Origin of the sequence: Enterococcus italicus DSM 15952 (genome assembly GCF_000185365.1) — a bacterium.
Taxonomy (GTDB): Bacteria; Bacillota; Bacilli; order Lactobacillales; family Enterococcaceae; genus Enterococcus_G; species Enterococcus_G italicus.
The window spans coordinates 885,393-908,286 of sequence record NZ_GL622241.1 but is presented as its reverse complement, the minus strand read 5'-3'; the positions used below and the strand labels follow the sequence as shown (position 1 = coordinate 908,286).

At 40.4% G+C, this 22,894-nt stretch carries 26 protein-coding genes and 4 pseudogenes; 10 read left to right on the top strand and 20 right to left on the bottom strand.

Annotation, left to right across the window (positions count from 1 at the left end; all coding sequences use genetic code 11):
* Window positions 1-91: 91 nt before the first annotated feature.
* A complete protein-coding gene (locus tag HMPREF9088_RS04270) occupies window positions 92-460 on the top strand; it encodes an alpha/beta hydrolase (RefSeq protein ID WP_007207925.1) in 369 nt (122 codons plus the stop codon).
* Window positions 461-539: 79 nt separating this feature from the next.
* On the opposite strand, the gene HMPREF9088_RS04265 is transcribed toward HMPREF9088_RS04270, so the two are convergent.
* The 7 genes from HMPREF9088_RS04265 to HMPREF9088_RS04235 all read right to left on the bottom strand — a co-directional run bounded on the left by HMPREF9088_RS04265 (window position 540) and on the right by HMPREF9088_RS04235 (window position 6,697).
* Window positions 540-1,193, bottom strand: coding sequence for an HAD family hydrolase (locus HMPREF9088_RS04265; RefSeq protein ID WP_007207924.1), 654 nt, complete (start codon window positions 1,191-1,193; stop codon window positions 540-542).
* On the bottom strand, window positions 1,190-3,274 hold the full coding sequence (locus HMPREF9088_RS04260; protein ID WP_007207923.1) for a BglG family transcription antiterminator: 2,085 nt from the start codon (window positions 3,272-3,274) through the stop codon (window positions 1,190-1,192). The genes HMPREF9088_RS04265 and HMPREF9088_RS04260 overlap by 4 nt, the downstream gene beginning before the upstream one ends.
* Window positions 3,275-3,298: 24 nt before the next feature.
* A complete protein-coding gene (locus HMPREF9088_RS04255; protein WP_007207922.1) occupies window positions 3,299-3,925 on the bottom strand; it encodes a bifunctional 2-keto-4-hydroxyglutarate aldolase/2-keto-3-deoxy-6-phosphogluconate aldolase in 627 nt (208 codons plus the stop codon).
* 2 nt (window positions 3,926-3,927) lie between these two features.
* A complete protein-coding gene (gene dapA / locus HMPREF9088_RS04250) occupies window positions 3,928-4,830 on the bottom strand; it encodes a 4-hydroxy-tetrahydrodipicolinate synthase (protein ID WP_040366377.1) in 903 nt (300 codons plus the stop codon).
* Window positions 4,831-4,843: 13 nt separating this feature from the next.
* Window positions 4,844-5,455: an SIS domain-containing protein gene (locus HMPREF9088_RS04245; protein ID WP_007207920.1), complete on the bottom strand. Its 612-nt coding sequence runs from the start codon at window positions 5,453-5,455 to the stop codon at window positions 4,844-4,846.
* Between the two features lie 503 nt (window positions 5,456-5,958).
* On the bottom strand, window positions 5,959-6,240 hold the full coding sequence (locus tag HMPREF9088_RS04240; protein WP_007207919.1) for a PTS sugar transporter subunit IIB: 282 nt from the start codon (window positions 6,238-6,240) through the stop codon (window positions 5,959-5,961).
* The gene (locus tag HMPREF9088_RS04235; protein WP_007207918.1) at window positions 6,230-6,697 is read right to left on the bottom strand and encodes a PTS sugar transporter subunit IIA; all 468 of its coding nucleotides are present in this window, start codon (window positions 6,695-6,697) and stop codon (window positions 6,230-6,232) included. The genes HMPREF9088_RS04240 and HMPREF9088_RS04235 overlap by 11 nt, the downstream gene beginning before the upstream one ends.
* A gap of 252 nt (window positions 6,698-6,949) precedes the next feature.
* Here HMPREF9088_RS04235 and relB point away from each other — a divergent pair, with 252 nt between their 5' ends.
* A complete protein-coding gene (relB, locus tag HMPREF9088_RS12330) occupies window positions 6,950-7,129 on the top strand; it encodes a type II toxin-antitoxin system RelB family antitoxin (protein ID WP_052607481.1) in 180 nt (59 codons plus the stop codon).
* Window positions 7,129-7,395 (top strand): annotated as a pseudogene (locus HMPREF9088_RS04225) (type II toxin-antitoxin system RelE family toxin); the annotation flags it as partial. The gene relB and the pseudogene HMPREF9088_RS04225, both read left to right, overlap by 1 nt.
* On the opposite strand, the pseudogene HMPREF9088_RS12645 reads toward HMPREF9088_RS04225, so the two are convergent.
* From HMPREF9088_RS12645 to HMPREF9088_RS04200, 6 genes and pseudogenes are all read right to left on the bottom strand, one after another.
* A pseudogene (locus HMPREF9088_RS12645) lies at window positions 7,317-7,509 on the bottom strand (hypothetical protein); the annotation flags it as partial. The pseudogenes HMPREF9088_RS04225 and HMPREF9088_RS12645 overlap by 79 nt on opposite strands.
* 113 nt (window positions 7,510-7,622) lie before the next feature.
* Entirely contained in the window at window positions 7,623-7,853 is a 231-nt protein-coding gene (locus HMPREF9088_RS04220) for a hypothetical protein (protein ID WP_338063983.1), read from the bottom strand.
* Between the two features lie 237 nt (window positions 7,854-8,090).
* A complete protein-coding gene (locus HMPREF9088_RS04215) occupies window positions 8,091-8,510 on the bottom strand; it encodes a GNAT family N-acetyltransferase (protein WP_007207915.1) in 420 nt (139 codons plus the stop codon).
* A 128-nt stretch (window positions 8,511-8,638) separates the two neighbouring features.
* Window positions 8,639-9,628: a DUF3114 domain-containing protein gene (locus HMPREF9088_RS04210; protein ID WP_007207914.1), complete on the bottom strand. Its 990-nt coding sequence runs from the start codon at window positions 9,626-9,628 to the stop codon at window positions 8,639-8,641.
* A gap of 19 nt (window positions 9,629-9,647) precedes the next feature.
* Window positions 9,648-10,292 (bottom strand): FusB/FusC family EF-G-binding protein, encoded by a 645-nt coding sequence (locus HMPREF9088_RS04205; RefSeq protein WP_007207913.1) that lies wholly within the window; start codon window positions 10,290-10,292, stop codon window positions 9,648-9,650.
* Window positions 10,293-10,464: 172 nt separating this feature from the next.
* Window positions 10,465-10,833, bottom strand: a complete 369-nt coding sequence (locus HMPREF9088_RS04200) for a YccF domain-containing protein (RefSeq protein ID WP_040366375.1) — start codon at window positions 10,831-10,833, stop codon at window positions 10,465-10,467.
* A 406-nt stretch (window positions 10,834-11,239) separates the two neighbouring features.
* Here HMPREF9088_RS04200 and HMPREF9088_RS11595 point away from each other — a divergent pair.
* Window positions 11,240-12,768, top strand: a pseudogene (locus tag HMPREF9088_RS11595) (L-lactate permease).
* A gap of 118 nt (window positions 12,769-12,886) precedes the next feature.
* On the opposite strand, the gene HMPREF9088_RS04185 reads toward HMPREF9088_RS11595, so the two are convergent.
* From HMPREF9088_RS04185 to dhaK, 4 genes are all read right to left on the bottom strand, one after another.
* On the bottom strand, window positions 12,887-13,111 hold the full coding sequence (locus HMPREF9088_RS04185) for a hypothetical protein (RefSeq protein WP_007207909.1): 225 nt from the start codon (window positions 13,109-13,111) through the stop codon (window positions 12,887-12,889).
* Between the two features lie 128 nt (window positions 13,112-13,239).
* The gene (gene dhaM / locus HMPREF9088_RS04180) at window positions 13,240-13,614 is read right to left on the bottom strand and encodes a dihydroxyacetone kinase phosphoryl donor subunit DhaM (protein ID WP_007207908.1); all 375 of its coding nucleotides are present in this window, start codon (window positions 13,612-13,614) and stop codon (window positions 13,240-13,242) included.
* 1 nt (window position 13,615) lies between these two features.
* Window positions 13,616-14,191, bottom strand: a complete 576-nt coding sequence (gene dhaL, locus HMPREF9088_RS04175) for a dihydroxyacetone kinase subunit DhaL (RefSeq protein ID WP_040366372.1) — start codon at window positions 14,189-14,191, stop codon at window positions 13,616-13,618.
* Between the two features lie 12 nt (window positions 14,192-14,203).
* Window positions 14,204-15,193, bottom strand: coding sequence for a dihydroxyacetone kinase subunit DhaK (dhaK, locus tag HMPREF9088_RS04170; RefSeq protein WP_007207906.1), 990 nt, complete (start codon window positions 15,191-15,193; stop codon window positions 14,204-14,206).
* Between the two features lie 158 nt (window positions 15,194-15,351).
* On the opposite strand from dhaK, the gene HMPREF9088_RS04165 reads away from it, so the two are divergent.
* Window positions 15,352-16,605, top strand: a complete 1,254-nt coding sequence (locus HMPREF9088_RS04165) for an ISL3 family transposase (protein WP_052607480.1) — start codon at window positions 15,352-15,354, stop codon at window positions 16,603-16,605.
* Window positions 16,606-16,917: 312 nt separating this feature from the next.
* On the opposite strand, the gene HMPREF9088_RS04160 is transcribed toward HMPREF9088_RS04165, so the two are convergent.
* Window positions 16,918-17,859 carry a magnesium transporter CorA family protein gene (locus HMPREF9088_RS04160; protein WP_007207904.1) on the bottom strand — a complete coding sequence of 314 codons (942 nt, stop codon included), beginning with the start codon at window positions 17,857-17,859 and terminating at the stop codon, window positions 16,918-16,920.
* A gap of 243 nt (window positions 17,860-18,102) precedes the next feature.
* Between HMPREF9088_RS04160 and HMPREF9088_RS04155 the strand changes: the two genes are divergently transcribed.
* The 5 genes and pseudogenes from HMPREF9088_RS04155 (at window position 18,103) to HMPREF9088_RS11590 (ending at window position 21,176) form a co-directional block, all read left to right on the top strand.
* Window positions 18,103-18,996 (top strand): SDR family oxidoreductase, encoded by an 894-nt coding sequence (locus HMPREF9088_RS04155; protein ID WP_007207903.1) that lies wholly within the window; start codon window positions 18,103-18,105, stop codon window positions 18,994-18,996.
* 17 nt (window positions 18,997-19,013) lie between these two features.
* Complete coding sequence (locus tag HMPREF9088_RS12525) at window positions 19,014-19,139, top strand: hypothetical protein (RefSeq protein ID WP_007207902.1); 126 nt, start codon at window positions 19,014-19,016, stop codon at window positions 19,137-19,139.
* A 43-nt stretch (window positions 19,140-19,182) separates the two neighbouring features.
* Window positions 19,183-19,428, top strand: a complete 246-nt coding sequence (locus HMPREF9088_RS04150; protein ID WP_007207901.1) for a GlsB/YeaQ/YmgE family stress response membrane protein — start codon at window positions 19,183-19,185, stop codon at window positions 19,426-19,428.
* A 161-nt stretch (window positions 19,429-19,589) separates the two neighbouring features.
* Window positions 19,590-19,865 carry a helix-turn-helix domain-containing protein gene (locus HMPREF9088_RS04145; RefSeq protein ID WP_040366371.1) on the top strand — a complete coding sequence of 92 codons (276 nt, stop codon included), beginning with the start codon at window positions 19,590-19,592 and terminating at the stop codon, window positions 19,863-19,865.
* 68 nt (window positions 19,866-19,933) lie between these two features.
* Window positions 19,934-21,176 (top strand): annotated as a pseudogene (locus tag HMPREF9088_RS11590) (tyrosine-type recombinase/integrase).
* Window positions 21,177-21,567: 391 nt separating this feature from the next.
* Here HMPREF9088_RS11590 and HMPREF9088_RS12215 read toward each other — a convergent pair.
* Entirely contained in the window at window positions 21,568-21,744 is a 177-nt protein-coding gene (locus HMPREF9088_RS12215; RefSeq protein ID WP_007207896.1) for a hypothetical protein, read from the bottom strand.
* Window positions 21,734-22,891 (bottom strand): hypothetical protein, encoded by a 1,158-nt coding sequence (locus HMPREF9088_RS04135; protein WP_007207895.1) that lies wholly within the window; start codon window positions 22,889-22,891, stop codon window positions 21,734-21,736. The genes HMPREF9088_RS12215 and HMPREF9088_RS04135 overlap by 11 nt, the downstream gene beginning before the upstream one ends.
* Window positions 22,892-22,894 lie beyond the last annotated feature (3 nt).

Below are 22,894 nucleotides of genomic sequence, written 5' to 3'. Positions count from 1 at the left end.
CCTTGAGACGCTGGCTAGTAGCAGAGGCTTATAGCCTCAGAGCAAACCACCCTTTTGAAGGGTGGTTATGATTTAAAAGGAGACTACTACAATGAAAATTTTACCTATCACTATGGAAGATACCCAAAATAAGCTTACCGTTCATGCAATGGGATACGTGATGGACACCATCCCAGAAATTGATCCTAATCGCCGGCGTCCAGCTATAATCATTTGTCCAGGTGGTGGTTACCATCGCCTTTCTCCTCGTGAATCGGAACCCGTCGCTATACAGATGCTTGCATTAGGGTATCAAGCATTCATTTTGCAATATAGCGTTGATGCTGAGTCATTTTATCCAAAGCAGCTTTTTCAATTGGCTCATTTGATCCGTTATGTCCGTCAACATGCGATGGAATTCACAGTGGATCCAGAAAAAATCGTCGTCGCGGGCTTTTCAGCTGTAGGTCACTTAACTTAGCTGCTCATTTATCTTCTTGATACAAAAAAAGACCATGCTTCCATGATCTTTTACCTACTTTTCTATTGCTTGTCATAGATTAATTTTCTTGAAAATAATGATGCTCCAATTCCTCTGGCTGAATAAATCGAATATCCGCCTGCGATTGATCCATATTGACTTTTTTGGTAAAGGATGTTTCTTTGGCAGCTACAGTTAAACCCGCTTTTTTTGCGGCTTCAATGCCAATAGTTGAATCCTCTATCACCAAAATATCGTGTTTAGGAATCAGCGGAAATTTTTCAATAGTCTTTAAATAAATATCTGGATTTGGCTTATTATAAGCCACTTCCTCACCAGACAAGATTGCATCGAATGTTTGCGTTAACCCAATATCCGCCAAACATTTTTCAATCAACAAACGAGGAGCAGAAGATGCTAAAGCACAGGCAATCGCTTTTTGGTGTAGCCATTGAACAAATTGAATCATTTGTGCATCACGAATGGCATCATAGTCCATCAAATGGGCTCGCACATCTTCGCGATAGATGGTTAACCACTGTTCTCGTTTTTCGGTGTCTGTTGGAATCAACGCTTGCCAAATATCATTGGCATTTGAACCAACCATTTTATCTAGTTGTTGATCTGTTAGTTGAAACTGATGCCGTTGAAAAAAACGTTTACGCCGTTCATAATGGACACGTTCCGAATCAACTAACACACCATCCATATCAAATATGACCAATTGAATCACGCTTCTTCACCAACTCCTTTTTCATGCTCTACAATATAGGCAAACACAGTTTCAGGATTATCTGTTGTTTGCAATAATTCAAAGAATGCACCGTCTTCTAAAAAATGGACCAATTGCGCAATGGCTTTTAAATGCTGCTGGTTGTCCACGGCAGATAGCACCATCATATAGCGCATTTCACGCCCATTTTCTAATAGAATGGGTGTTTCAAGAACTCCCAAGCTTAGCCCAATTTCATTGGCTCCATACATTGGTTTGGTATGAGGCAAAGCTACTCCATCGGTAATCATCATCCAACTTTTCCGCTCTGCTGCTGAATGAATAATTTCAGCCAAATAATTTTCTGTAACAATCCCTTCAGTCAGTAACGGGGCAGCACTTTGTTGAACTGCTTGTGCATAGGTCGTTGCTGGTAAATGAAATTGAATGAATGCTTTCTTTAAAACATCTGAAAGATTCAACTCGCCTTTTTCGTAGACAACATCTTTTTGCACAGGTTCATTAATCAGCAGTTCCGACAGTTCTTTTTCGAGATGATTGCGATTTTTGATTGTTGCATATTTTTCAATCACTGACATCAAATCCGAGATTTTCGGAAAACTAAGCATCGCCGTTTGAGTGGTTGCATAGACGCTTCGCAACAGATGATAACGCTCAGCTGGTGTCAAAATTGGGTTTACAATAAAGACTGGCTTGTTGGCCGTATACAAACGCACATTGGGCTCTGTTGAAAAAATGTAGTCATACTCTTCATGAATTGTTTCTAAAATGTCCGTATCAAAAGGGCCTAAGAAAACGAACTCTGGAAAGAGCGATTTCAGTTCATTTAAAACAATTGCTGAGCTTCCAATACCACTCGGACAGACAACGATTCCTACATTTTTGCCAGCTGACTTCTTTTCTTCAAATTGATGAATGGCCGCAACAAAGTGCATGGTCAAAAAGGCAATTTCTTCTTCCGGTATCGGATCTTCGAAAAGTGCCGAGATTGGTTTCAACACTTCCTCGACAATTTTTATCATATCAGGGTATGTTGCTTGAATTCGTTCTGTAAAATAATTAATAATCGGAATACGGAAAAACAAGCGATAGTACACGGAACGAAAATGCCCATATAATTTCTCAATCACTTTTTCCTCATCCGTAAAACGAATACCTGACAATAACTCGAAACGATTGGTCATCCTTGTGACAATTTCCAAAATAATTGAACGATCAAAGGTTTGTTCATGAACATTCCCTACAGATAAACTCAAAATCCATGAACAAATGTATTTTTTGGCCTCTTCATTTTCAATTTGATACGTGGCTAATAACTCGGTTGCCAAATCATATTCTTTCATTTGATGAAAAAATTCAAGATGGTATGTTTTATTTGAGATTTGATTGGTAATTCCTAAGCGTGGAAGCAATAGTTGAAAGGTATAACAAAACTCACGTAGGCGATTTTCTACCAGTTGAATATGGTATTTTTTAAGCAAATCGGCCACGTTTTTTTGCAGACCGTCAAAGTCGGCAATATTTTCATGAAATAAGAAGTAGTCATACAAAAAACTGCCCGTTGGTTGGTTAAAATCAATCAAAATGTTGCGCATCAGTAAAGCCCGAATTTGCCATTCATCACCGGCCAAATAATAGCCGATGGTCCGATTATTCAATACCGCGATGTTCTCATTTGCGAGTGTTTCTTCTAAATGCTTCATGTCTTGAAGAAATGTCGTTTTTCCAACTTCAAGCGTATCCAAAAAATGCGGAACAGTTACATAGGATTCATAACGATACAGCAGCATTAAGAAAATATAGGTTTCTCTTTCAGGACCATCTAGCAAATAAGAATGGTAGATAGTTTGATTTAAAAAGCATTGGACAATATAGTCTTTGGTTTCAGTTGATAGCGAAAGAAATCGTCCTTCTAAATGAAGTGGGGCAACGGATGCGTCGATTAAAAATTCATTGGCTTTTTCTATGGCATACAATACTTGTCGTTTTGACAAGTCCATCATTTGGATGAGTTGATTGAGGGATACCTCTTTTTCCTCAACACATTTTTTCATGATGTACACCGATTTTCGATCAAGCATCGTTCCCACTTCCTTTCGTTATTATTACTTTGCTTTCTCAACAGCTATCCGCAAAGCTTTTGCATTGGCAGCAATTGTCTCTTTGGAACCTTTTGTCAAAAGACTTCCCACACCCATGCAATCTACCCCATTTTCAACCCATTCGTCAACATTTTCCAATGTTACGCCTCCTGATGAAAGAATTGAGACATAAGGTAGCGGCGTTTTAATGGTTTTGACTAAGGATGGGCCATAATAGTTTGAGATTGGGAAAGCCTTAATCATATCGGCACCGGCTTCTAGTGCTTCAACTAATTCCGTCATGGTCGTACATCCTGGCATATAAGGAATTTGATAGCGATTGCAAAGGCGAGCGACTTCTGCACTAAAGGTTGGGGCAATCACAAATTTTGCCCCTCGTAAAATAGCATCGCGCGCAGTTGGTGCATCCAGTACTGTTCCTGCTCCTAATAATACTTTGTCTCCGTATGCTTGATTCAGTTGTTGGATGATTTCACCTGCGTTGGCATTGGTATAACTAATTTCTAAAATGCTAACTCCGCCTGCTAGACATCCTTCCACAATTTCTGATCCGCGTTCAAATGTTTCCACGCGCACAACGGCCATAATTTTTTCTTCATGAATGCGATTCAGTGTTGTTAATTTTTCCATTATTATTTCACCTCAAATCCTTCCGATTCTTGATAAGAAACCAAAACTTCTCTGATTTTAGCACGGTCCTCAGTGTTGATTACCGGTTGAACAGGTAGACAGGGTTTACCCACAGGTAGTTGAATCATGTTTAATGCTTCCTTCAAAACAGCAGGCACACTGCCAAGTTTCAATACACCGCGGAATGCATTGATACTTTCTTGTAACAGTTCTGCTTTTTCAATATCATCTGCTAAAAAAGCTTCGTAAATCCCCACATCAGTTTTCGTCAATACATTAGAAGTTGCGGCTACTGCACCTGTTGCTCCCAATTGAAGAGCTTTCAAAATACGAGAATCCGACCCTACTAAAACATCAAACGTTTCTTTTTTGACTAGCGCAAGATACGTTTCCATTTGATCTAAATGACCACTGCTGTCTTTCATTCCTATGATATTAGGATGTTTTGCTAACCGCGCAACGGTTGTTGGTTCGATATTTAATTGCGTATTAGCTGGAATATTGTACAAAATAATTGGTAATGGACTCGCATCGGCAATTGTTTCATAGTGTTGAATCAACTCTTCTTGTGTTATATGGATCAAGTAAGGAGTAATAACAGATAATGCATCCACACCTCTTGTTGCCATTTCTTTGGCCAATTCTACAACTTCATTCGTACTGATACCACCAACACCCGCATATACCGGTACCCGACCAGCAGCTGCTTTGACCGTATACTCGGCTAAGTTTAATTTTTGCTCTTTGGTTAGGCTATAAAATTCCCCGTTCGTTCCCAAAACGAAAAGGCCTGCCACACCATTGGTAATCAAATGCTCCGCTAAGGCTGCCACACCTGCTTCAGAAATTGCTCCTTTTTCATCTAGAGGTGTAGCCATTGCGGTAATAATTCCTTTTAGTCTCACGTCTTTTTCCTCCTTAGGCATGTCCAATTTCTTCGCGTGCTTGAGCACCTAGCGCACCACCCGGATGCCACATTGCATATTTTTCCATTGTAAATGCTGTGTCCTCTTGTAAAAGAATCGACAGACACTGTAGAACAATGATTTCTGCAACAATCGAAAGTCGTGGTGGCTTATTTGTGTCATCACCTTCATTTTGCACACCAGCAAATAAAACAGCTTCTGTATTTTTTGCTAACCAAGAAGAAAGATTACCTGTGACCGAAATGATTTTTACCCCCATTCGTTGTAAGGCTTCAACGGTATTGCGTAGTTCAATGGTATTGCCACTATTTGAGATGGCAATCACTACGTCTTCTGGCAATACTTGGCCAGCTGAACCGTGGACTGCTTCAGTACCATCTAAAAAATAACACGGTGTTCCAGTGGAAGAAAACAGTGCACACATATATTCCGCGACATGGCTTGGTTTTCCGATTCCAGTGATATGGAGACGACCGTGTTGTTCTTTGGCAGCACCAATCAATTGACGCGCACGATTTAATTGTTCTTCATCAATACTTTTTAAAAATTGTGTCACTTCAGTTTCAATATGCTGTGTATAATTTTTTAATGCTTGTTCATTCACGAGAAAGAACCCCCTTTTGATTGAATCAATCGCTTTATCTGCTATTTGTTATTCAGTCGTGAAAGGCAATGGTTTCTATCCATCGTCGCTATAAATTTATTTTTACCTACTCCAAAAACCAGCAGAAACCAATTGTGGTAGATTGGAATTATGGTATAATCAGAAAAGGTAAGGGTTTCCTTTACACAGATTTCCTAACAATAGGAAATCGTTCACTGGATCTGCTGATAACCTTTTCATTCTACTGTGCTAGCACTAGGCCAACCACTAGTTGAACATTTTTTCTCTTTCGTGCCACCTGAGAATAGCAAAGAAAGAGAAGAATGACAGAAACGACGAATAGTGAATAACCATTCACTTATTGCCTAACAATGCTAAGTTAAAAACGAAGAATTTCGATGGTGATGAATTGCAGGATATCTGGCGAGTTCCAGTGTTTTTTGCTTCTTTGGCACATTTTTTTGCAAAGAAGGCTCTTTTTTTGAGCAACGCCAGAATACCCCCTACTCTGCTAATGCTTCTAGTAACTTCGTCTTAATTTCTTCTTTGTCAACAATGTTACGAATACCCACAACTTTATACGGAACTTTCTTTTCTTCTAATTCTTGTGCCACATCAATTAAGGTAATAACCATATCACCATCAAACCCATTTAATCCATCTAGAGATGAGTGTTCGACAACTAATTGAAGATTATTTTCTTTAACTACTTCGTTGACTTTTATTTTTAACATCAAGCTAGAACCAACTCCAGCACGACATGCGACTAATGCTTTATGCATCATGTTGCTCATTCCCTTCATATTTAGTTAATAATGCAATAAATTCTTCTTTGGATGTCACCGTATCTAAGCCTTCAACAAATGAAGGATTGCCCAGTAATTCAGCCAACTTTGATAACATTTGAATATGTTTTGTGCTGTCGGTTGCACTTAATGGAAAGAGATACTTCACAGGATCATTCGCAACATTACCAGAAACAACTGAGTGTTTCAGCTTGGTAAATCCTATCCCCATCTTTAATGCTCCCGCTTCACTGTCTGCATGAGGCAAGGCAATATGCGTGGTAATCACGATATACGGACCCGTTTCACGATAAATAGAGAGAATTTTTTCCACATAGCTTGGTTTAACGTATTCTTGTGCCACAAGAGGCTCCATTGATTTTCGAACCGCATCCTCAAAATTTTCTGCTTCTACATCTATTTGGATTAACGACTCATCGACTGACTGCAATTTCATCATCGCTTTCCTCCTTTCATTACCATTTTAAGAAATCGTTTCCTTTTATTCAATCAACTTTTGGCACGCATTTTGGACATCCTTGTACAAATGTTGGACTTTTGTCGTACTCACTTGTGACCTTAATTTATGACAGTTCATTAATTATTTTCAACTGTGTAACTATCCAAAAAAATAATTTGTCGACAACAAAAAACTACCCAAATGCAAGAGCTTCACATACGTGTCGGCTTCTGCTGATTCAGATAGTTTATTTTCCCAAAAATCGTAGCCATTGATGGATTAAGTTTATCAGAATTAGCTAGAACGAAATTATTAGAAGTGTTAGAAGATCAAGTTGATATGAATTTGTACCAAAAAGCAATGAAAGATCATGAGTTAAATGACGAAAGTATTTCACACCCAGATATGCTCCGAGAACTAGGTTTATGATGGAGAAAACATATACGGTTCGATATGAAAAAAATGCTCAAAAAGCAGTAAAAAAGATGGACAAGCATCAAGCTCGTCTTATATTATCTTGGATTTCTAAAAATTTAGAAGGTACCGGTTCTCCTAGGGTTCATGGGAAAGGTTTGGTAGGAAATAAAAGTAGTCAATGGTGATATAGAATAGGAGATTATCGTTTATTAGCAAATATAGCCGATGAAACGATTACGATTTTAGTTTTAGTGGCCATTGTAGAGAAGTGTACAATTAACAATTGTACTGAAAAGCCGAAAAGCGTTCTTTCTTTTCGGCTTTTTTTGTAGATTGTTCGAATGGTTGCCATGCCTTAACCGGGTAGAGGCAGTACGTAGGCTTCGATAAAAGTTGCAACAGAACCCTTATTGCCACTTTAACAAGTAGTGTGCGCTTACTCTATTACTGAAACCCAAAATCAAATAACATATGATCCAAAAGGGTAGTACTATAAAAGATTAGTTTATTTGTTCTTTTTAATCTGCTCTCTTAAATTTTTCTGATCTTCTATATGAAAATATTTCGTATCTAACGGATTAGCTCTATTAGCACCACCTGTTCCAGAATCAATCATTTTTCCCCAGCCTTTTAAGGGATCTTTACCTTCGCTTCGCATTTTTGCATTTTTTCTCCTTAACAGTTCAGCTTTTTTTAGTCTTCTCTGTTTTAATTTTTCAACAACTTTTTCAAACATACTCATTCTCCCCTTTGTTATTAAACAATACGGTTCTTAACTATTTTCTCAGGAACGGTTGCTTTAAGTTATATGTTCCTGCTAACGACGCAGAGTGGAAAATAGAATTTTTAATGGTGTGTCAAACTATTTAAAAATTGAAAACGGCATTCAGTAAGTAACAGTTAAAACGTTGAATAGTATTTTACAAAAGATTATGGGCTTGATCGATCACCGTCAAATAATGGATCTATTTATTTAACAGAGATCTTTTTTTAAAAAATATTCTGTAATGTTCTGTTTTTTATGATGTAATTCTCCAAAAATTTCATAACCATTCTTTTTATAAAATACAGGTGCTTGAAAATTAAAGGTATCTAAATGACATAATTCACAGCCATATTCCCTTAATTTACTTTCTAGTAAAGAAAGTATTTTGGTTCCAATTGATTGATTTCTAAATTTTTCATCTACCCATAAAGTATCTATATAGCCAATATAATATAGTGAAGAGTAGGCAATTCCTCCACCAATAATTTGTTGATTTTTTTTTACAACAATTATGAACTTTTTATATTCTTCATCTTGAGGACTTCTTTTTGAATGATTGTTAAATAATTCTAGCTCTGATTCAATAAAGACAGCATCGAAATCATTTCCTATTTCATAATTAATCATTAAAAATTCTCCTTTGCCCTAAATAATTTACAACCCTTTTCTATTTTTCTTAGATAAGAACTTACAACAAAAAACTATCCAAATGCAAGAGCTTCACATACGTGTCTGCTTCTGCTGATTCAGATAGTTTATTTTCCCCAAAATCGTAGCCATCGCGGTCGCATTTGTCTGCGCCAATACTTACCAAAGCCGGCGTTTCGTCTGCGGCGCTGGCAGTCGCGAACAAATGCCTCATAGACTGTCGGCTTCTCTTCTAATGGGATTTGGCGCCAAGCAATAAGATCCACTTGACCTTTTTTGACAATATCTGCATAGCGCCCACCTTTGTCGAAATCAGGCTCACTCTTCCATTTTCGACAAACGATACGCCGCAAATGCAGATCAGGTGGATGATTGACATCCAAATAGCGATGGGCTTTGCTAAATGTCGCGCGATCGAGATGATACCCGTGCGGCACACCATAATTAAACGACTCCGTATTCGCCACATCGCCACATTCCTTTACTTGATACGCTTTAGGATTAGCGTCGTAGCCATCTTCTTTAAGCTTCAGATCGTTCCATTGACTGACAAAGCGCCCTGTTTGACTATCCAAAATGAATTCACTCATGCGCGCAGTATTGTACCGCCAGCCACCTGTGTTTCTTTTGGGCACCAAGACTTTCATATTCCGCGGATAATCAAAGGGCCCCATTGTACGATTATGATAATTGGCCCCTACCGAGAAATCAATACCCACCTTGGTGTGAGCGGCATAGGCGACAAGCTTATCGAAGTCACTTGCGCCTGAATAGTGGCGACGAATGTACTGGATATTTTGCCGATCGAGATAGCTTCGAAAGAGATGCAGCTTATGCCCTAGCTCATCTTGGTTTAAGCCTAGGTCCCCTTTGTAGGCGCGTTGGACACTCTTTCGTAAACACGCATACCATTCACTATGTGGCGGCAGCTCTGCTAGCTTTCCTGGACCAGTCAGCTGTAACATGCCATCGTCATCAATCCAAGCGCCTAGTTGCTCCATCATTCGTGCAAGCTTTTCCTTTTCGCTCAGGCAACAGGTGCGGTACCACTGGAGATAGGCGAGCGAGCCGACAATGGGACTAGTTCCTTCACTCATTGCACTACCTCCTGTCCGTTTACTTCTCGTATGTGACCGTCTCCCAAAAGCGCTCTAGCGTTTCTAGTTGTGTCACTTGTTGATTGCATTGCTCGCTGTTACTACAAATGTAATTGCCTTTTTTTGTATAGGTACCGTCTGCCGAGGCTTTCGTCGTAGCTAAAAACAAGCCGACCGTACTGATTTGATTGCAGATGGCACAGTGTCCTTTTTGTACATCTGAGCGGAAGCTGCCGTATACACCTTGCAAGCGGCCCTCTTTTTCGCGCAGCAAGTACTTGCGATTCGTGCCCGGATCATTCCAACCTAAAAAAGTCATCGTGCGAAAGTCTAGGCTATCCACCGGTGGGTAATACATCTTCTTCACCTTGCGAAATATTTTATCGATTTGCTTAGCAGATGGCTGCTTCATCGGCACCACAAATGCTTGTAGTTCATCAAATACCGCTTCAAATTGCTTGCGCGTCAACTTGCTGTCCATTAAGACTGGCCAATAAGCTGCTAAGTCAGGATGCCGCTGAAAGAGCTCACCTGTCCGCTCTTTCATTAATGCTTGTAGTGACTGAATCACTTTCTTATCATTGACTGAATGGTAGGCATTGACCAATTCAGATAATTGTTGCTTACTATACCAATATTCATAGGGTTGTAGTTGTTCTTTCATTTGTTTTCCTCATTTCTAGTCCTTTGAGGAAACTCTTTTCTTCAAAGAACGTCATTTTGTGCTAGTGTTCTTTGATCGTACGATACAAGATGCGTTTGCCATCCTGATCCCCTCCCTTTGATTCATATACCGGTAATAGCATAGCGACTTTTGCGCTATTACGCAAGTAAAATCATCTTACTCGCTCGATCCGCGCGCCAAATGGCATAAATGATACTTGCGCCAGCTTCAATGATTGACCAGCAAAAGGAATCCCGATAATCGTAATGCATAGGATCACTGCACTAATCAGATGTCCGACCGCTAACCAGAAGCCAGAAAGAATGATCCATAAAATATTCAATAAAAAACTCGTATTCGTATGCTCGTAGACCACTTCTTTGCCAAATGGTGCTAAACTCATCGTCGCGATTTTAAAACATTGCAAGCCAATCGGCAGCCCTATGATCGTGATGCTCCAAAGAATGCCCGCAACCATCCAACCGATCCAGCCAAATAAACCACCAAAGATAAACCAAATAACATTTCCAATACAACTCATAACAATCCCTACTTTCTCACTTTGCTTCATTCTAGTATACCATGAAGCTCGGCTGTTTCTGGTTTTCCACCTATTTCGAATACTTTGTGCAACGACTAGTCTCGGACTATCTGATGGTTTCTATTTATTCAAAAAAATGAGCAAAGTTTGGTGCTTTCGAGAAAAAATGACAAACTTTTTTAGCGCATGCATGCTATAATTAACTAGATTAGATTGTTTCTAAACTAGAATAGATGATTCTTGTGCAGCCGTGTGCCAGTCCTCTTCTTATTCCTTGCCGAAGTCATTCACTTTTGACAATCAATAACCCAGAAACCGACCATCCCTGCTCAAGCATTTTCTGAGGAGGAATTTTTTTCGTCAATTTTCTAGCAGTCAAAAATAATGGATTGAAAGGATGAAATGTATGTCACAAGGTTTGCTAACGTTACTTGCTGTTATTCCTATTATTTGGTTAATTCTCTCTCTTGGGGTCTTTAAAATGCGTGGAGATCTCGCTTGTTTGATTGGCTTAGTGCTGACGATTATCCTCAGTATGGTCGGCTTTCATTTTAGTGGCAAAGAAAGTCTATCCGCTGCCTTAGAAGGAATTGTCATGGCTTTTTGGCCAATTATTTACGTGATTATCGCAGCTGTCTTTACGTACAATGCCAGCACCGAGTCTGGTGGGATGAATACCATCAAAGAAATGCTGACGTCCATTACTGGCGATATGCGCATACTCGTGTTGTTACTTGCTTGGGGTTTTGGGGGATTTTTGGAAGCCATTGCCGGCTTTGGTACAGCCGTAGCGATTCCGGCTAGTATTTTAGCTGTCTTGGGTATGTCACCGGTCAAAGCGGCGATTATTTGTCTGATTGCCAATACGACTCCGACCGCATTTGGTGCGATTGGTCTGCCTGTCACGACCTTAGCTCAAGTCACCGGTCTTGACGTCAAGCAACTTTCTTTTGTCGTCACCTTGCAATTAAGTATCTTGATTATTCTGATTCCGTTTTGTTTGGTTACGTTGACAGGTGGTAGCTTCCGTTCCATTAAAGGGGTCTTTTGGATTACCTTGGCATCTGGTCTTGCATTTTCCATTCCAGAAATCATCGTTTCTAAGTATCTCGGGGCGGAATTGCCATCTATTGCGGGGTCATTGATTTGTATCGTGACGATCATCCTCTTAGTCAAAGTCATCGGACCAAAAAAACCCAAGAACAAACGGCACCTACCGTCTCGCTTAAAGAAGGAATTGTCGCTTGGTTGCCGTTTATTCTCGTTTTTGCCTTTATTATTTTGTCTTCCTCTCTTGTACCTGCCATCCATGATCGCTTAAATACGGTGCAAAGCTCCTTCACCATATTCCAAGGCTCGCATGCTAAACCATATGTCATCACGTGGATTACGTCACCTGGTACCTTAATTATTGTCGCTACGATTATTGGCGGTCTCTTCCAAGGAATTTCTTTTGGCAAGAGCTTGCAGATTCTTTGGCATACAACCAAGCAGATGACCAAAACGATGGTCACGGTCGCTTCGATTGTCGGACTATCCAAAGTGATGGGCTACAGCGGTATGGTCAACAACATTGCCCTCAGCTTAGTTATGGTTACCGGTAGTTTCTATCCCTTTATTGCTCCAATTATCGGTGCACTTGGTACCTTTATTACTGGTAGCGACACATCCGCCAATGTCTTATTTGGTGAGCTACAAGTCAAGGCAGCTACTAGCCTAGACGTCAATCCATATTGGCTAGCTGCGGCAAATATGGCTGGGGCGACAGCCGGCAAGATGATCTCTCCGCAAAGCATCGCCGTCGCAACGGGTGCGACTGGTCTAGTTGGCGAAGAAGGAACCATTTTAAAACAAGCCATGAAATTCTGCGCCATCTATACGCTCATTATTTGCCTAGTCATCTTTGGCTTAGGAAAAGTCTTCGGACAGATTTAGGGTTTTGAAGGCTGCAGCAGAATTGCTCAGCGAAAGTGAAAGCCAGGATATCTGAAAGTTGTCTCTCGAACTTCCTGATGTCCTGGCTGTTTTCACTAATGCCGGCTCCGACTTTTTCTTATTCCACCAATGCCAGTAAGCGTTCGTAGTTTTCCTCGATAGATGTAATTGTCGTGTCAAGTACGCCCAGCACGTTTTCATCGGCAAATTTCCCATGATGCTGCTCTAGCATCCGACTCACCGGCTCAGGCAAGTGCCCATGCATCCTTTGAGCAAAGCGCTCTTTGATAGTCGCCAAACGCTGCCGAAATAACTCGGCCGCCTCTTTTTCGTTTTTTGCCATGCGCAAATAATCCTTGCCGACAAAAACCGTCGCTTGCCGTTAATTTTGTAATCTTTCCGCCAGCGTCGATTTCCCACTGCAATTTTCACCAATCAATGCAATTAGCATCTTTTTCCTCTTTTCATCTGTTACTTTTCCATTTTTAGCTCAGCTAACTGAGCCAATATCGCATCTTGCTCAGCACCCGCTTGGAGCAAGGCTGCTGCTGTGTAGGTTCCTTCAACGATCGGCACATAGTTAATATGAATGGTCTTATCTGAAAAATCCGTGACCATTTCTAAATTCATCTTGGCACTTCCCAAATCAAAGAACGCTAGCAACGTTTCTTTACTATTCGCCTCGACGACTGCTTGTACACGCTCAAAGCTCGTACCAATGCCGCCATCTTCCGTCCCACCGACATAGGTAATCTCTACGTCTTTGGCAACTTCGCGAACCAAATCAACAACACCTTGTGCAATATTCTTTGAATGTGAGACAATGACAATTCCGATATCGTTCATCTTATTTACTCGCCTCCAATAATGCTTCAAACAAATACCCCGACGAACACGTACCAGGATCAATATGACCAATTGATCGGTCGCCCACATAAGAAGCACGCCCTTTTGTAGCCTTCAGATCCGCCGACGCTTGGACATACTCTTGAACCCTCGCTACTGTTAATTGATCCTGTTGTAAATCGGCCAACACACTTGCCCAAATATCGACCATGGTTTTTTCACCGACTGTCGCCTTACCGCGCTTTTCAATCATTTCCAGTCCAGCTTGTACCGCGTCAGCGAGTGAATCACTCGTTTGAAACGACTTGGTCATTCCTATAAAGGCCGATCCATATAGCGGCCCTGATGCACCTCCGACTTTACTCAGTAACTGCATCGCCACGACTTTGAATACATCGGCAGCATTCTCAAATTTTTCTGCATTCAATTTTTCCATCACTGCCGTCATTCCACGAGCCATATTCCCACCATGATCGCCATCACCAATCGGCGTATCTAACTCTGACAGATAGTCTTTGTTCGTTTGAATCTTATCATTAAAGATACTCATCCATTTTAATGCTACTGTTGCATCCATCTTCATCTCTCCCTACCAAGCTGGTGTAATGACTGGGGCTTCCAATGCTTCTACCCACTGTGCATCTTCACATTTCATCAGTGTCAACGACAATCCTGCCATATCAATCGACGTCATATAATTACCCAATTTTTTGTATCTGATAGTAATCTGCTTATCGGCTAATAAGTTCACGACATCATTTGCAAAAATGTACAACTCCATTAACGGCGTCGCCCCCATCCCATTCACCAATAGCGCATACTCTTCGCCTTCTTTTGGCTCAAACGAAGTCACGAGCTTATTAACGAGCTCCTCGGCAAGCATTTTAGACGGCTGCATCTTTTCACGGCGATACCCCGGTTCCCCATGAATGCCAATACCAAATTCAATCTCATCATCCGGTAAAACAAACCCCGGTTTCCCTACTTCAGGAACTGTCGCCCCAGTGAGCGCCAATCCAACCGTATGAATCGTTGGTACCAAGCGATCTGCGAGCTCTTTTATCTCACTCAATGATTGGCCGTTACGGGCAGCATCACCTAGAATCTTATGCACAAAAATCGTTCCCGCTACGCCACGACGACCTTGCGTATACAGACTATCCTCGACCGCAATATCATCATCAACAACCACGCTCTGTACCTCGATGCCCTCCATCTCAGCCATCTCTTGCGCCATCTCAAAGTTCATAATATCGCCAGAATAATTCTTAATAACTAGAAAAACCCCCGCGCCTTCATCGGCCTCTTTAATGGCCTCAATAATCTGATCCGGCGTTGGCGACGTAAACACCGCTCCACAAACAGCCGCCGATAACATACCTTCACCGACAAAACCAGCATGTGTCGGCTCGTGTCCACTACCGCCACCCGAGACAATGCCGACTTTCCCGGTCTTCTCAGTATTACGCGCGATAATATCAAATCCTTCGACGCGATGCACCAAATCACCATTGATCGCCACCATGCCATCGATCATTTCCGTTACAACATCCGTTGGTTTATTTATAATTTTCTTCATCTTCCTGATCTCCTCACTTTTTTAAAAGCGATTACAAATTATTGAAACCGCGTTCTTTATAAAAATTATAGCTGACATCAAAAGAAACCGTCAACTAATACAAGTTTTTAACGAAGGCAAGGGGGTGCTGATATACGGATGAAAAGACAAGTCATTCCATTAAACAAATCTTGAATATTAAGAATTCCCATATTACCTTTTCAAAAGATGCCATTACTAAAGAGAGCGTTCATGGCCGTATGGCCAATGTATTTACCGGAGAAAAACATCGTTGCGAATGTTGTGGGTTTGATTCTGTCATCCGTCATGCCTATCATGATAGCTGGATTCAGTTGCTTCCATATCAAGAAGTACCAACTTATTTACACCTGTACAAACAGCGTTTTCGTTGTACTCGGTGTCATCATACGTTTTCTGCAAAAACCTATTATGTAGCGGAAAATTGTTACATCTCACAAGCCTTAAAATTTGCGATTGCTGTGGATTTGAAGAAAAAAATTTCAATGAAAGATATTGCTCAGCAGTATTTTGTTTCCACAAAAACCGTTGAACGTGTCTTAGACAGCTTCTTTGAGGTGCCACGTAAAAAAATCACTTCTCTTCCCAAGCATCTTCTAATTGATGAATTTAAAGGAACGAGTGATTGTAAAGGGGCAATGTGCTTTATTATTAGTGATGCTGATACTGGCAAAATCTTTGATATCTTAGATGATCGACGCAACTTCAAGTTACGGACATACTTTCACCGGTTCACATTAAAATCCAGAAAACGGGTTACACACATCGTGATGGATATGAATGCCTCTTACGATGTAGTGATGAAAGAAGTCTTTTCCAATGCGCGACTCTCTATCGATCGTTTCCACATCATTCAACAAATGACACGTGCATTTAATAACCAACGAATTCAGACAATGAAGCAGCTAAAGAAAAGCGATCCACAAGCTCAAAAGGATTACCGAAAGCTGAAAAAGTATTGGCGAAAAATCCTAAAGAAAAATACGAAGCTAAACTACACTTCCTTCAAGCAATTTCCCCTCTTCCAAAGGAAATACTTAACGGAGTCGGAGGTGCTTGATTATCTACTTTCTATAGATAACCAACTACGACAAAGCTATGAAGTCTATCAAGAATTATTAGCTGTTTTTGATGCAAAAGATTTCATTGGAATCTTCAATCTCATTGAATCATTGCCACATTCCTTGAATAATGGATTCAAAAAGGCGATTTGTTATTTGAGAAAGCACAAAGAAGCTATCATAAACTCCTTAAAATATCCCTATTCAAACGGAAAATCAGAGGGAAAGAACAACCTCATCAAAGTAACCAAAAGAATTGCCTTTGGATTTCGGATTTTTCGTCATCTCCGGATGCGTGTCTTGATTCAGCAGAACATCTGTGAAATCATTTAATAACGCTAAAAAGGAAATGCCGAAGCATTTCCTGCCGTTTGATTTGATCAAAACAACACCATTTGACAAAGAGCCGTTTTTTGTTGGTTTTGCTTGCGGGCCATTAACACATATAGTAAGGGAATGCCCAAAATGACCGCCGCAATTTTTAGAAATTTCTTCATCTGGATTCCTCCTTTTGTAAAAAATCAGCACTTGTGCTAGTCAAAACCTAGGAGAAGCCCTAGGTGTAAGCGCGGTTTGCTTATTTTTTGTGCGCCCACTTTCTTTCACGAATTCTCACCTCTTTTTTGTCAGTGCTTGTTTGGTGATTTATTTGGTAAAGTCTTTGCGTTTTAAATAAATGGTGGTCAAGATACTGACAACGACCGCGAGGATCATCACGAAGAAAAAGCCGTTTTTTGTCTCTTTGCCTGGGAGTCCACCGGTATTCATGCCCCAGATGCCGGCAACGAGAGCAGCTATGGAGACGACTAAAGTAGCGGAGTCCAAGAATTTCATCAAGCGGTTTAAATGATTGCTCATCATATCGGAAAACAACCCGCCGATGGTCTCAAGCAAATCACGGTAAATCAGGATTCGTTCCTCTGCATGGGCTTGGCGCAAGCGGATGTTGTACACGAGATTTTCATCGCCTAGTTGCTGGGCAAAATTGGTTTCTTCCCAGAGGTAATTCAAAGTTTCTTTTTGGCCTTGCAGCGCGTTGTCCAGATATACGACATCCCGCTGCGTGTCTGCCAAGCGAAAGAGTGCTTCGTTTTTCGTAGTGGTGCGAGCCGCTGCGTCTAGCTCATCGATGATTTTTTTGATGGTTTTTAATTCCTTTAGAAAATGCGCATAGGTTCGTTTGATGATATAGGCGCAGAGTTGCTCTTTATTCGTGACTTTATGAGCGGAACGGGTCAAAAAAGAAGTCAGAAAATCTGAATTATCTCCCACAAAAGTCAAGGTCATTTCTTTAGCAAAAATCAAGATTAACGGTTCTAAGCGTTTTTCAATGGGGAGCTCGCGATTGTCGCTTAGGTTCATTAAAGAAAGAATCGTCAACTCCCCTAGGCGGTCGTTATTCATTTTTTCATATTGGTTGATTTCTTCTGCATCGTCACCGCCGACAAAGATGTCTTTTGGTAATTCGTATTTCTCCACGATTTCGGTGAGTTCGACTTTGGTGGCTTTTTGCAAGACAATCCAGTTACTTACGTCTTGGGTCGCTTTTTCTATGCCGGAATCTGTTATCTTAAAAGTTGAAATCATCTTAATCCCCCTATAATATTTCTAACCAATGGACCACAAGCAATAAATAAAATAAGCAACGATGAGAAAACGCTTACTTTTAGTAAATAACAACATTTCATCCTCGAATCCTAGGGTAGAGCATTTGCTTTTTTTTCGTCAAATGATGTGCTGTTTTTGCATAAAAAGGCGTAATTCTTTTCAAAAAATGAAATTTATTTTAACATAAAATTGTACCATCGACATTATGTTAGGAGTGAGGATATGACAGATCCAGTGTTAAAGGATCCACGGGAGTTATATTATGAATCAGACTTTCCGAAACAGGATCAAGAAACCCCGGCCCTACAGAAGAAGATGAAACCTGTGCCGGACTGTGGAGAAGAGAGCTATGTTGGTCATGAGCGCTTACTTAATCGTCGGGTTTTAATTACCGGGGGCGATTCGGGGATTGGCCGAGCGGCGGCGATTGCGTATGCGCGAGAAGGCGCCGATATTGCTTTGCAGTTTTATCCGGGAGAAGAACCGGATGCCAAGCAAGTGGCCAAGTATGTGGAAGAAGCGGGGCGCAAAGCCGTCTTACTACCATTTGACTTGCGCGACGCTGCGGCACCTGAAAAAATGGTGGTTCAAGCAGTGAAAGAACTAGGCGGATTAGATACGCTGGTGTTAAACGCGGCGCAACAGATTACTCAGCCTTCTTTAGCAGAGTTGACCATGGAGCAAGTCCGAGATACTTTTGATGTGAATATTATTTCCATGTTTGCCACGGTGAAAGCCGCCTTACCACACTTGCCGGCAGGGTCCAGCATTATCACGACCACCTCGGTGCAAGCGTTCAGTCCAAGTGGTCATCTCTTGGACTACGCGGTAACGAAGGCCGCGATTGCCAACTTCACGGTGGGATTAGCCAAACAGTTGAGCAAAAAAGGCATTCGGGTCAACGGTGTCGCACCGGGACCGATTTGGACAGCCTTGCAACTAGACGAAGGCCAACCGGAAGAAAAATTACCAGTCTTCGGGCAAGACTCTTTAATGGAGCGGGCAGGACAGCCGGTAGAATTAGCGCCAGTCTATGTTTTCTTAGCCTCCAACGAAGCAAGCTACGTAACCGCCCAAATTTACGGGGTAACCGGTGGCGAAGCAATCAACTTATAGAAAGGACTTGAAAGCACATGAAAAAGCAAGGAAAAGTCATGATGATTGTCTCGTTGGTGGCGACTTTGCTGCCGGTGTTGCTGAAGGTCAAAGAAATACACGATGACTATCGCAAACAGGAAAAAACAAACAAGTTGTCGTGAAGCTAGGAAAGAAGCAATCTAATTAATAGAGGAGGGATTTAATATGGGTCTTATTTGGTCATTAATTGTCGGAGCGATTATCGGAGCGGTGGCAGGTGCCATCACTGGAAAAGGGATGGGCTGGATTGCGAATATCGTGGCCGGTTTAGTCGGTTCCGCTATCGGACAATCACTCTTTGGTTCTTGGGGACCGTCATTAGCCGGGATGGCATTGGTACCATCGATTATCGGAGCGGTGATTCTCGTTGCCGTGGTGTCATTCTTCTTCAGTCGTAGGACGAGTAATTAAACTGTATTGTGAGTTCTTCCCCAATGACATAAAAAGTCATAGCCTCGGCTAATAGTCGAGGTTTTTTTGATGTATTAATTGTCATTAAGTTAGACAATTAATAGAACAAAAAATACTGGAATTGGAAAATGAAGATTCTTACTAGAGAAAGGAGGTTGCCTATGCAAGAAGTTCAATTTTTACTGAACGATGAGCAGATGAAACAGCTAGGAAATAGTGTGTACACACTTCTTCTAAACAATGTGAATCAAGTACGACAAGATACTGCGATTGACAAACGCTATTTAACCAATAAAGAAACTTGCCAGTATCTCCATATTGCGAACAACACTTTGGACAAATGGGTCGAACAAGGCCTGCCAAAAATTACGATTCAAGGTGTTGTGCGGTTTGATCGGCAAGCTATAGACGAATGGCTCCATTGCTATACTCGCTAGAAGCGGTTTATAATCAGAACTTAGTCGTTCCTACGTTCTGGTTTGCGTATAAGAAAGTAGAAAATAACATGGCAATTACTAAACTGAAAAGCAACCACTACAAATTGGAGGTGTTTTACCCCAAGGAGGTGCGACAAATTCTCGGTGTCACTACCGAGCGCTACCGCAAAACATTTAGGACGAAAAAAGAAGCGGAACAGGCTGAAAAAGACCTGTCTCAAAAAATTCAACGTGTGCTTAATGAAAAGAGTGCTCGTTCATTTGAATTAAGCGGGCATATCAAATTCAAAGAGTTTTATGAGACAGTTTGGTTGGATATGTATATTGCTGGTTCTACTGGACGATCTAGGCAAATACCAACTGCCACAACCGTTAGCAATACGAAAGATGTCTTCCGTCTTCATATTCTGCCGATATTTGGTGAATATTCTATCAAGTTCTTAAACGACAATAAGGACTTTGTGCTTCGTACTTTGATGAAAAAGTCCCAAACTTACGCCAATATCAAAATTATCAAAAGTTACGTCAATCAGATTTTTGATATTGCGGAGCTATTAGAGTATATCGAATACAATCGGATTGAAAAAGTGATTCGGTACGTGGGTGATCCCAAGAAACAACAACTAAAGGCGGAGCGTCAGCTTAACGGTGAAGCTCTGACAGCCGAAGAATTAATCGCTTAGTTAGACGCAGCCAATGAGGATTACAGCAAAGGTTTACTAATCATGCAAGACTTCTCTTGATGCTAACGTTGAACCTAGGAGACCGTAAGAGCGAATCCTACGCCCTCCAGTGGAAGCATATTGATTTTGAAAAGGGTTATGTCAGTTTGATTCAAAGTAAGGATAAGTTTGGCAATTTAAAATCCACAAAAGGACGAAAAGCTACGAAGTTCAAGATTCCGACATTCCTTATTGAACTAGTGAAAGAATGGAAGCAAAAGTAAAAAGAAGAACTGCTACAGCTTGGGATTAAACAGACAAAGGAGCAATTTCTTTTCACTTATGCCAATCGAAATGGTGAAGTAAATATTCCGGTTCATGTGGATTACTTAAATTATCGGCTAAAATCCATTCGCCGAAGACATGAGGAACTAACCCAGACAAATCCACACAAGTGCGTCATACCTTTAGTACGTTGGCTCGTGAAGGCGGTGCCACAATGGCGCAAATTTCTCAAGCCTTAACCCATTCGGATATCAAAACGATAGAAATATACGTCAATACCCCGAATGTTGTCGATCTTTCCACTTATGAGAAATTCGAGAAACGCCTGGATGAAGTGCGACAAGCAAGCAAAATAAATAACTAATTAAAATAACAATCAAACAAGATAAAAAGAACGATTATATAGTGTCTGACATAGGTCTTAAAAACGGCCAATTCAAAATCTCGTACATTTTTTCGTACCTAAGCGTACAAAAAAAGACACTTCCCAAAAATTGGAAAGTGTCCGTATCGTTGTGATGAATGGTACTCGATTTCCTTGAAATCTCCGTCCCATACTGTATTCGTAAGGCAATAAATTGCCAACGACTCCAGCAATTAACGTTTTGAGAATTCCCAAAAGGAAATTGAAGAATACTCAGTCCTCAGATATCCTTTTATATCAACAATTCAGCAAATTAAAATTACTTGATTGCTGGTACAAATTGATAGAAGAGGACAGAATTGACACCAATTAACACCATAAAATAGACTAGTCATTTTTTTGAACTTACTTTGTTTATCCCAAGTCCCGCTGCCACTATCCCAATTGCCGTTAAAGAAATACCCTTACCTCGGTTTTTACAATCCTGACAAATCCTAATCTTTTTTGATGATCGAATCGTCTTTCCACAAATCAAGCAGTGACTTTCTTTCTTCTCATTATTCTTCATGATCTGAATCTCCTTCACTTAACAAGCTTAGTTGACTGCCTTCCTGCATTTCGTCATTAATAATCAACCACAAATTTTTATTCGTAGAAGAATATCTATAATTATCATGAATTACCTCTAACATACTAGAAAGCTCATTTCTCTCAGAATTAGATAAAAGATTATCTAGGATTGGCACGCGTTGCAGGGCACTTAAAACAACATGCACTGGTTCAGGGATAGTCTGACTGGAATATAAATCGAAAATATATTTTACTGACTCAAATCGTTCTCTAGCCATTGACTCATTATCCAAGGTCAAATCTATATACGTTTGCATACCTACTATTTTTAACAGTAAATTGATATCAGAGAGAATAAAATTAGCATGTCTTTGAAAACTTTTCCCGTGTATCGGTTTTCTTAGTATCTTTTCAATTTGATCTCGATTTGAAATTAGGTCAGCTTTAATTGCACTCACTGCTTGTTCCATACTTTGAGAAGCGTCATGAAGCAACTGGATTTTACTATTTAAATCATCAGTATTATAGAACTTGATTATTTGAGTTCTTGCTGTGAAGAACGGTGGTAATATACTATTATTTCGATCCCATTGAAGCTGATACTCTTGTGTTTCTTGCATATCAAGCAAAATTTCGTAAATTTGTTTTAATTGTGCTTGAATAGCTAAATCCGTTAAGTTACGGGTAATATCGCGTTCTGTCCTAACCTCTTTCAATGTTAGATCTTCCACACGTTGATTAGAATTCGTTGTATCAACTATTACTGCCCGCTTATTCCCACCAACTTTTTTAGATTCTCCGATTTTAAGGACGCCAGACTTTAATCCTTCCTTTGTTTCAACGGATAGATTATCATAATCGGGCTGGTAGACGAATCCTTTTTTACTATTAAAAATCAGGTCTTTTAGGTTAGTTCCAGTTGCCATTAAATTAATAAGGCTTGAGCCATCTAGGTTAAAAAGCTGGCCTAATTTAGTAAATTTATGATCATCCATATACTTTGGAAGTAAAAATTCATAGGGATCACTGATTTCAAAAATATCTTGTGTCCACTTATCAGTGTGTGAGGTAAACAATTGGAAGTTCTCTATATTACTTTTAATAGATTCAGATACTTCATAAGATTTCTCTTTTTCATTCACCATTCA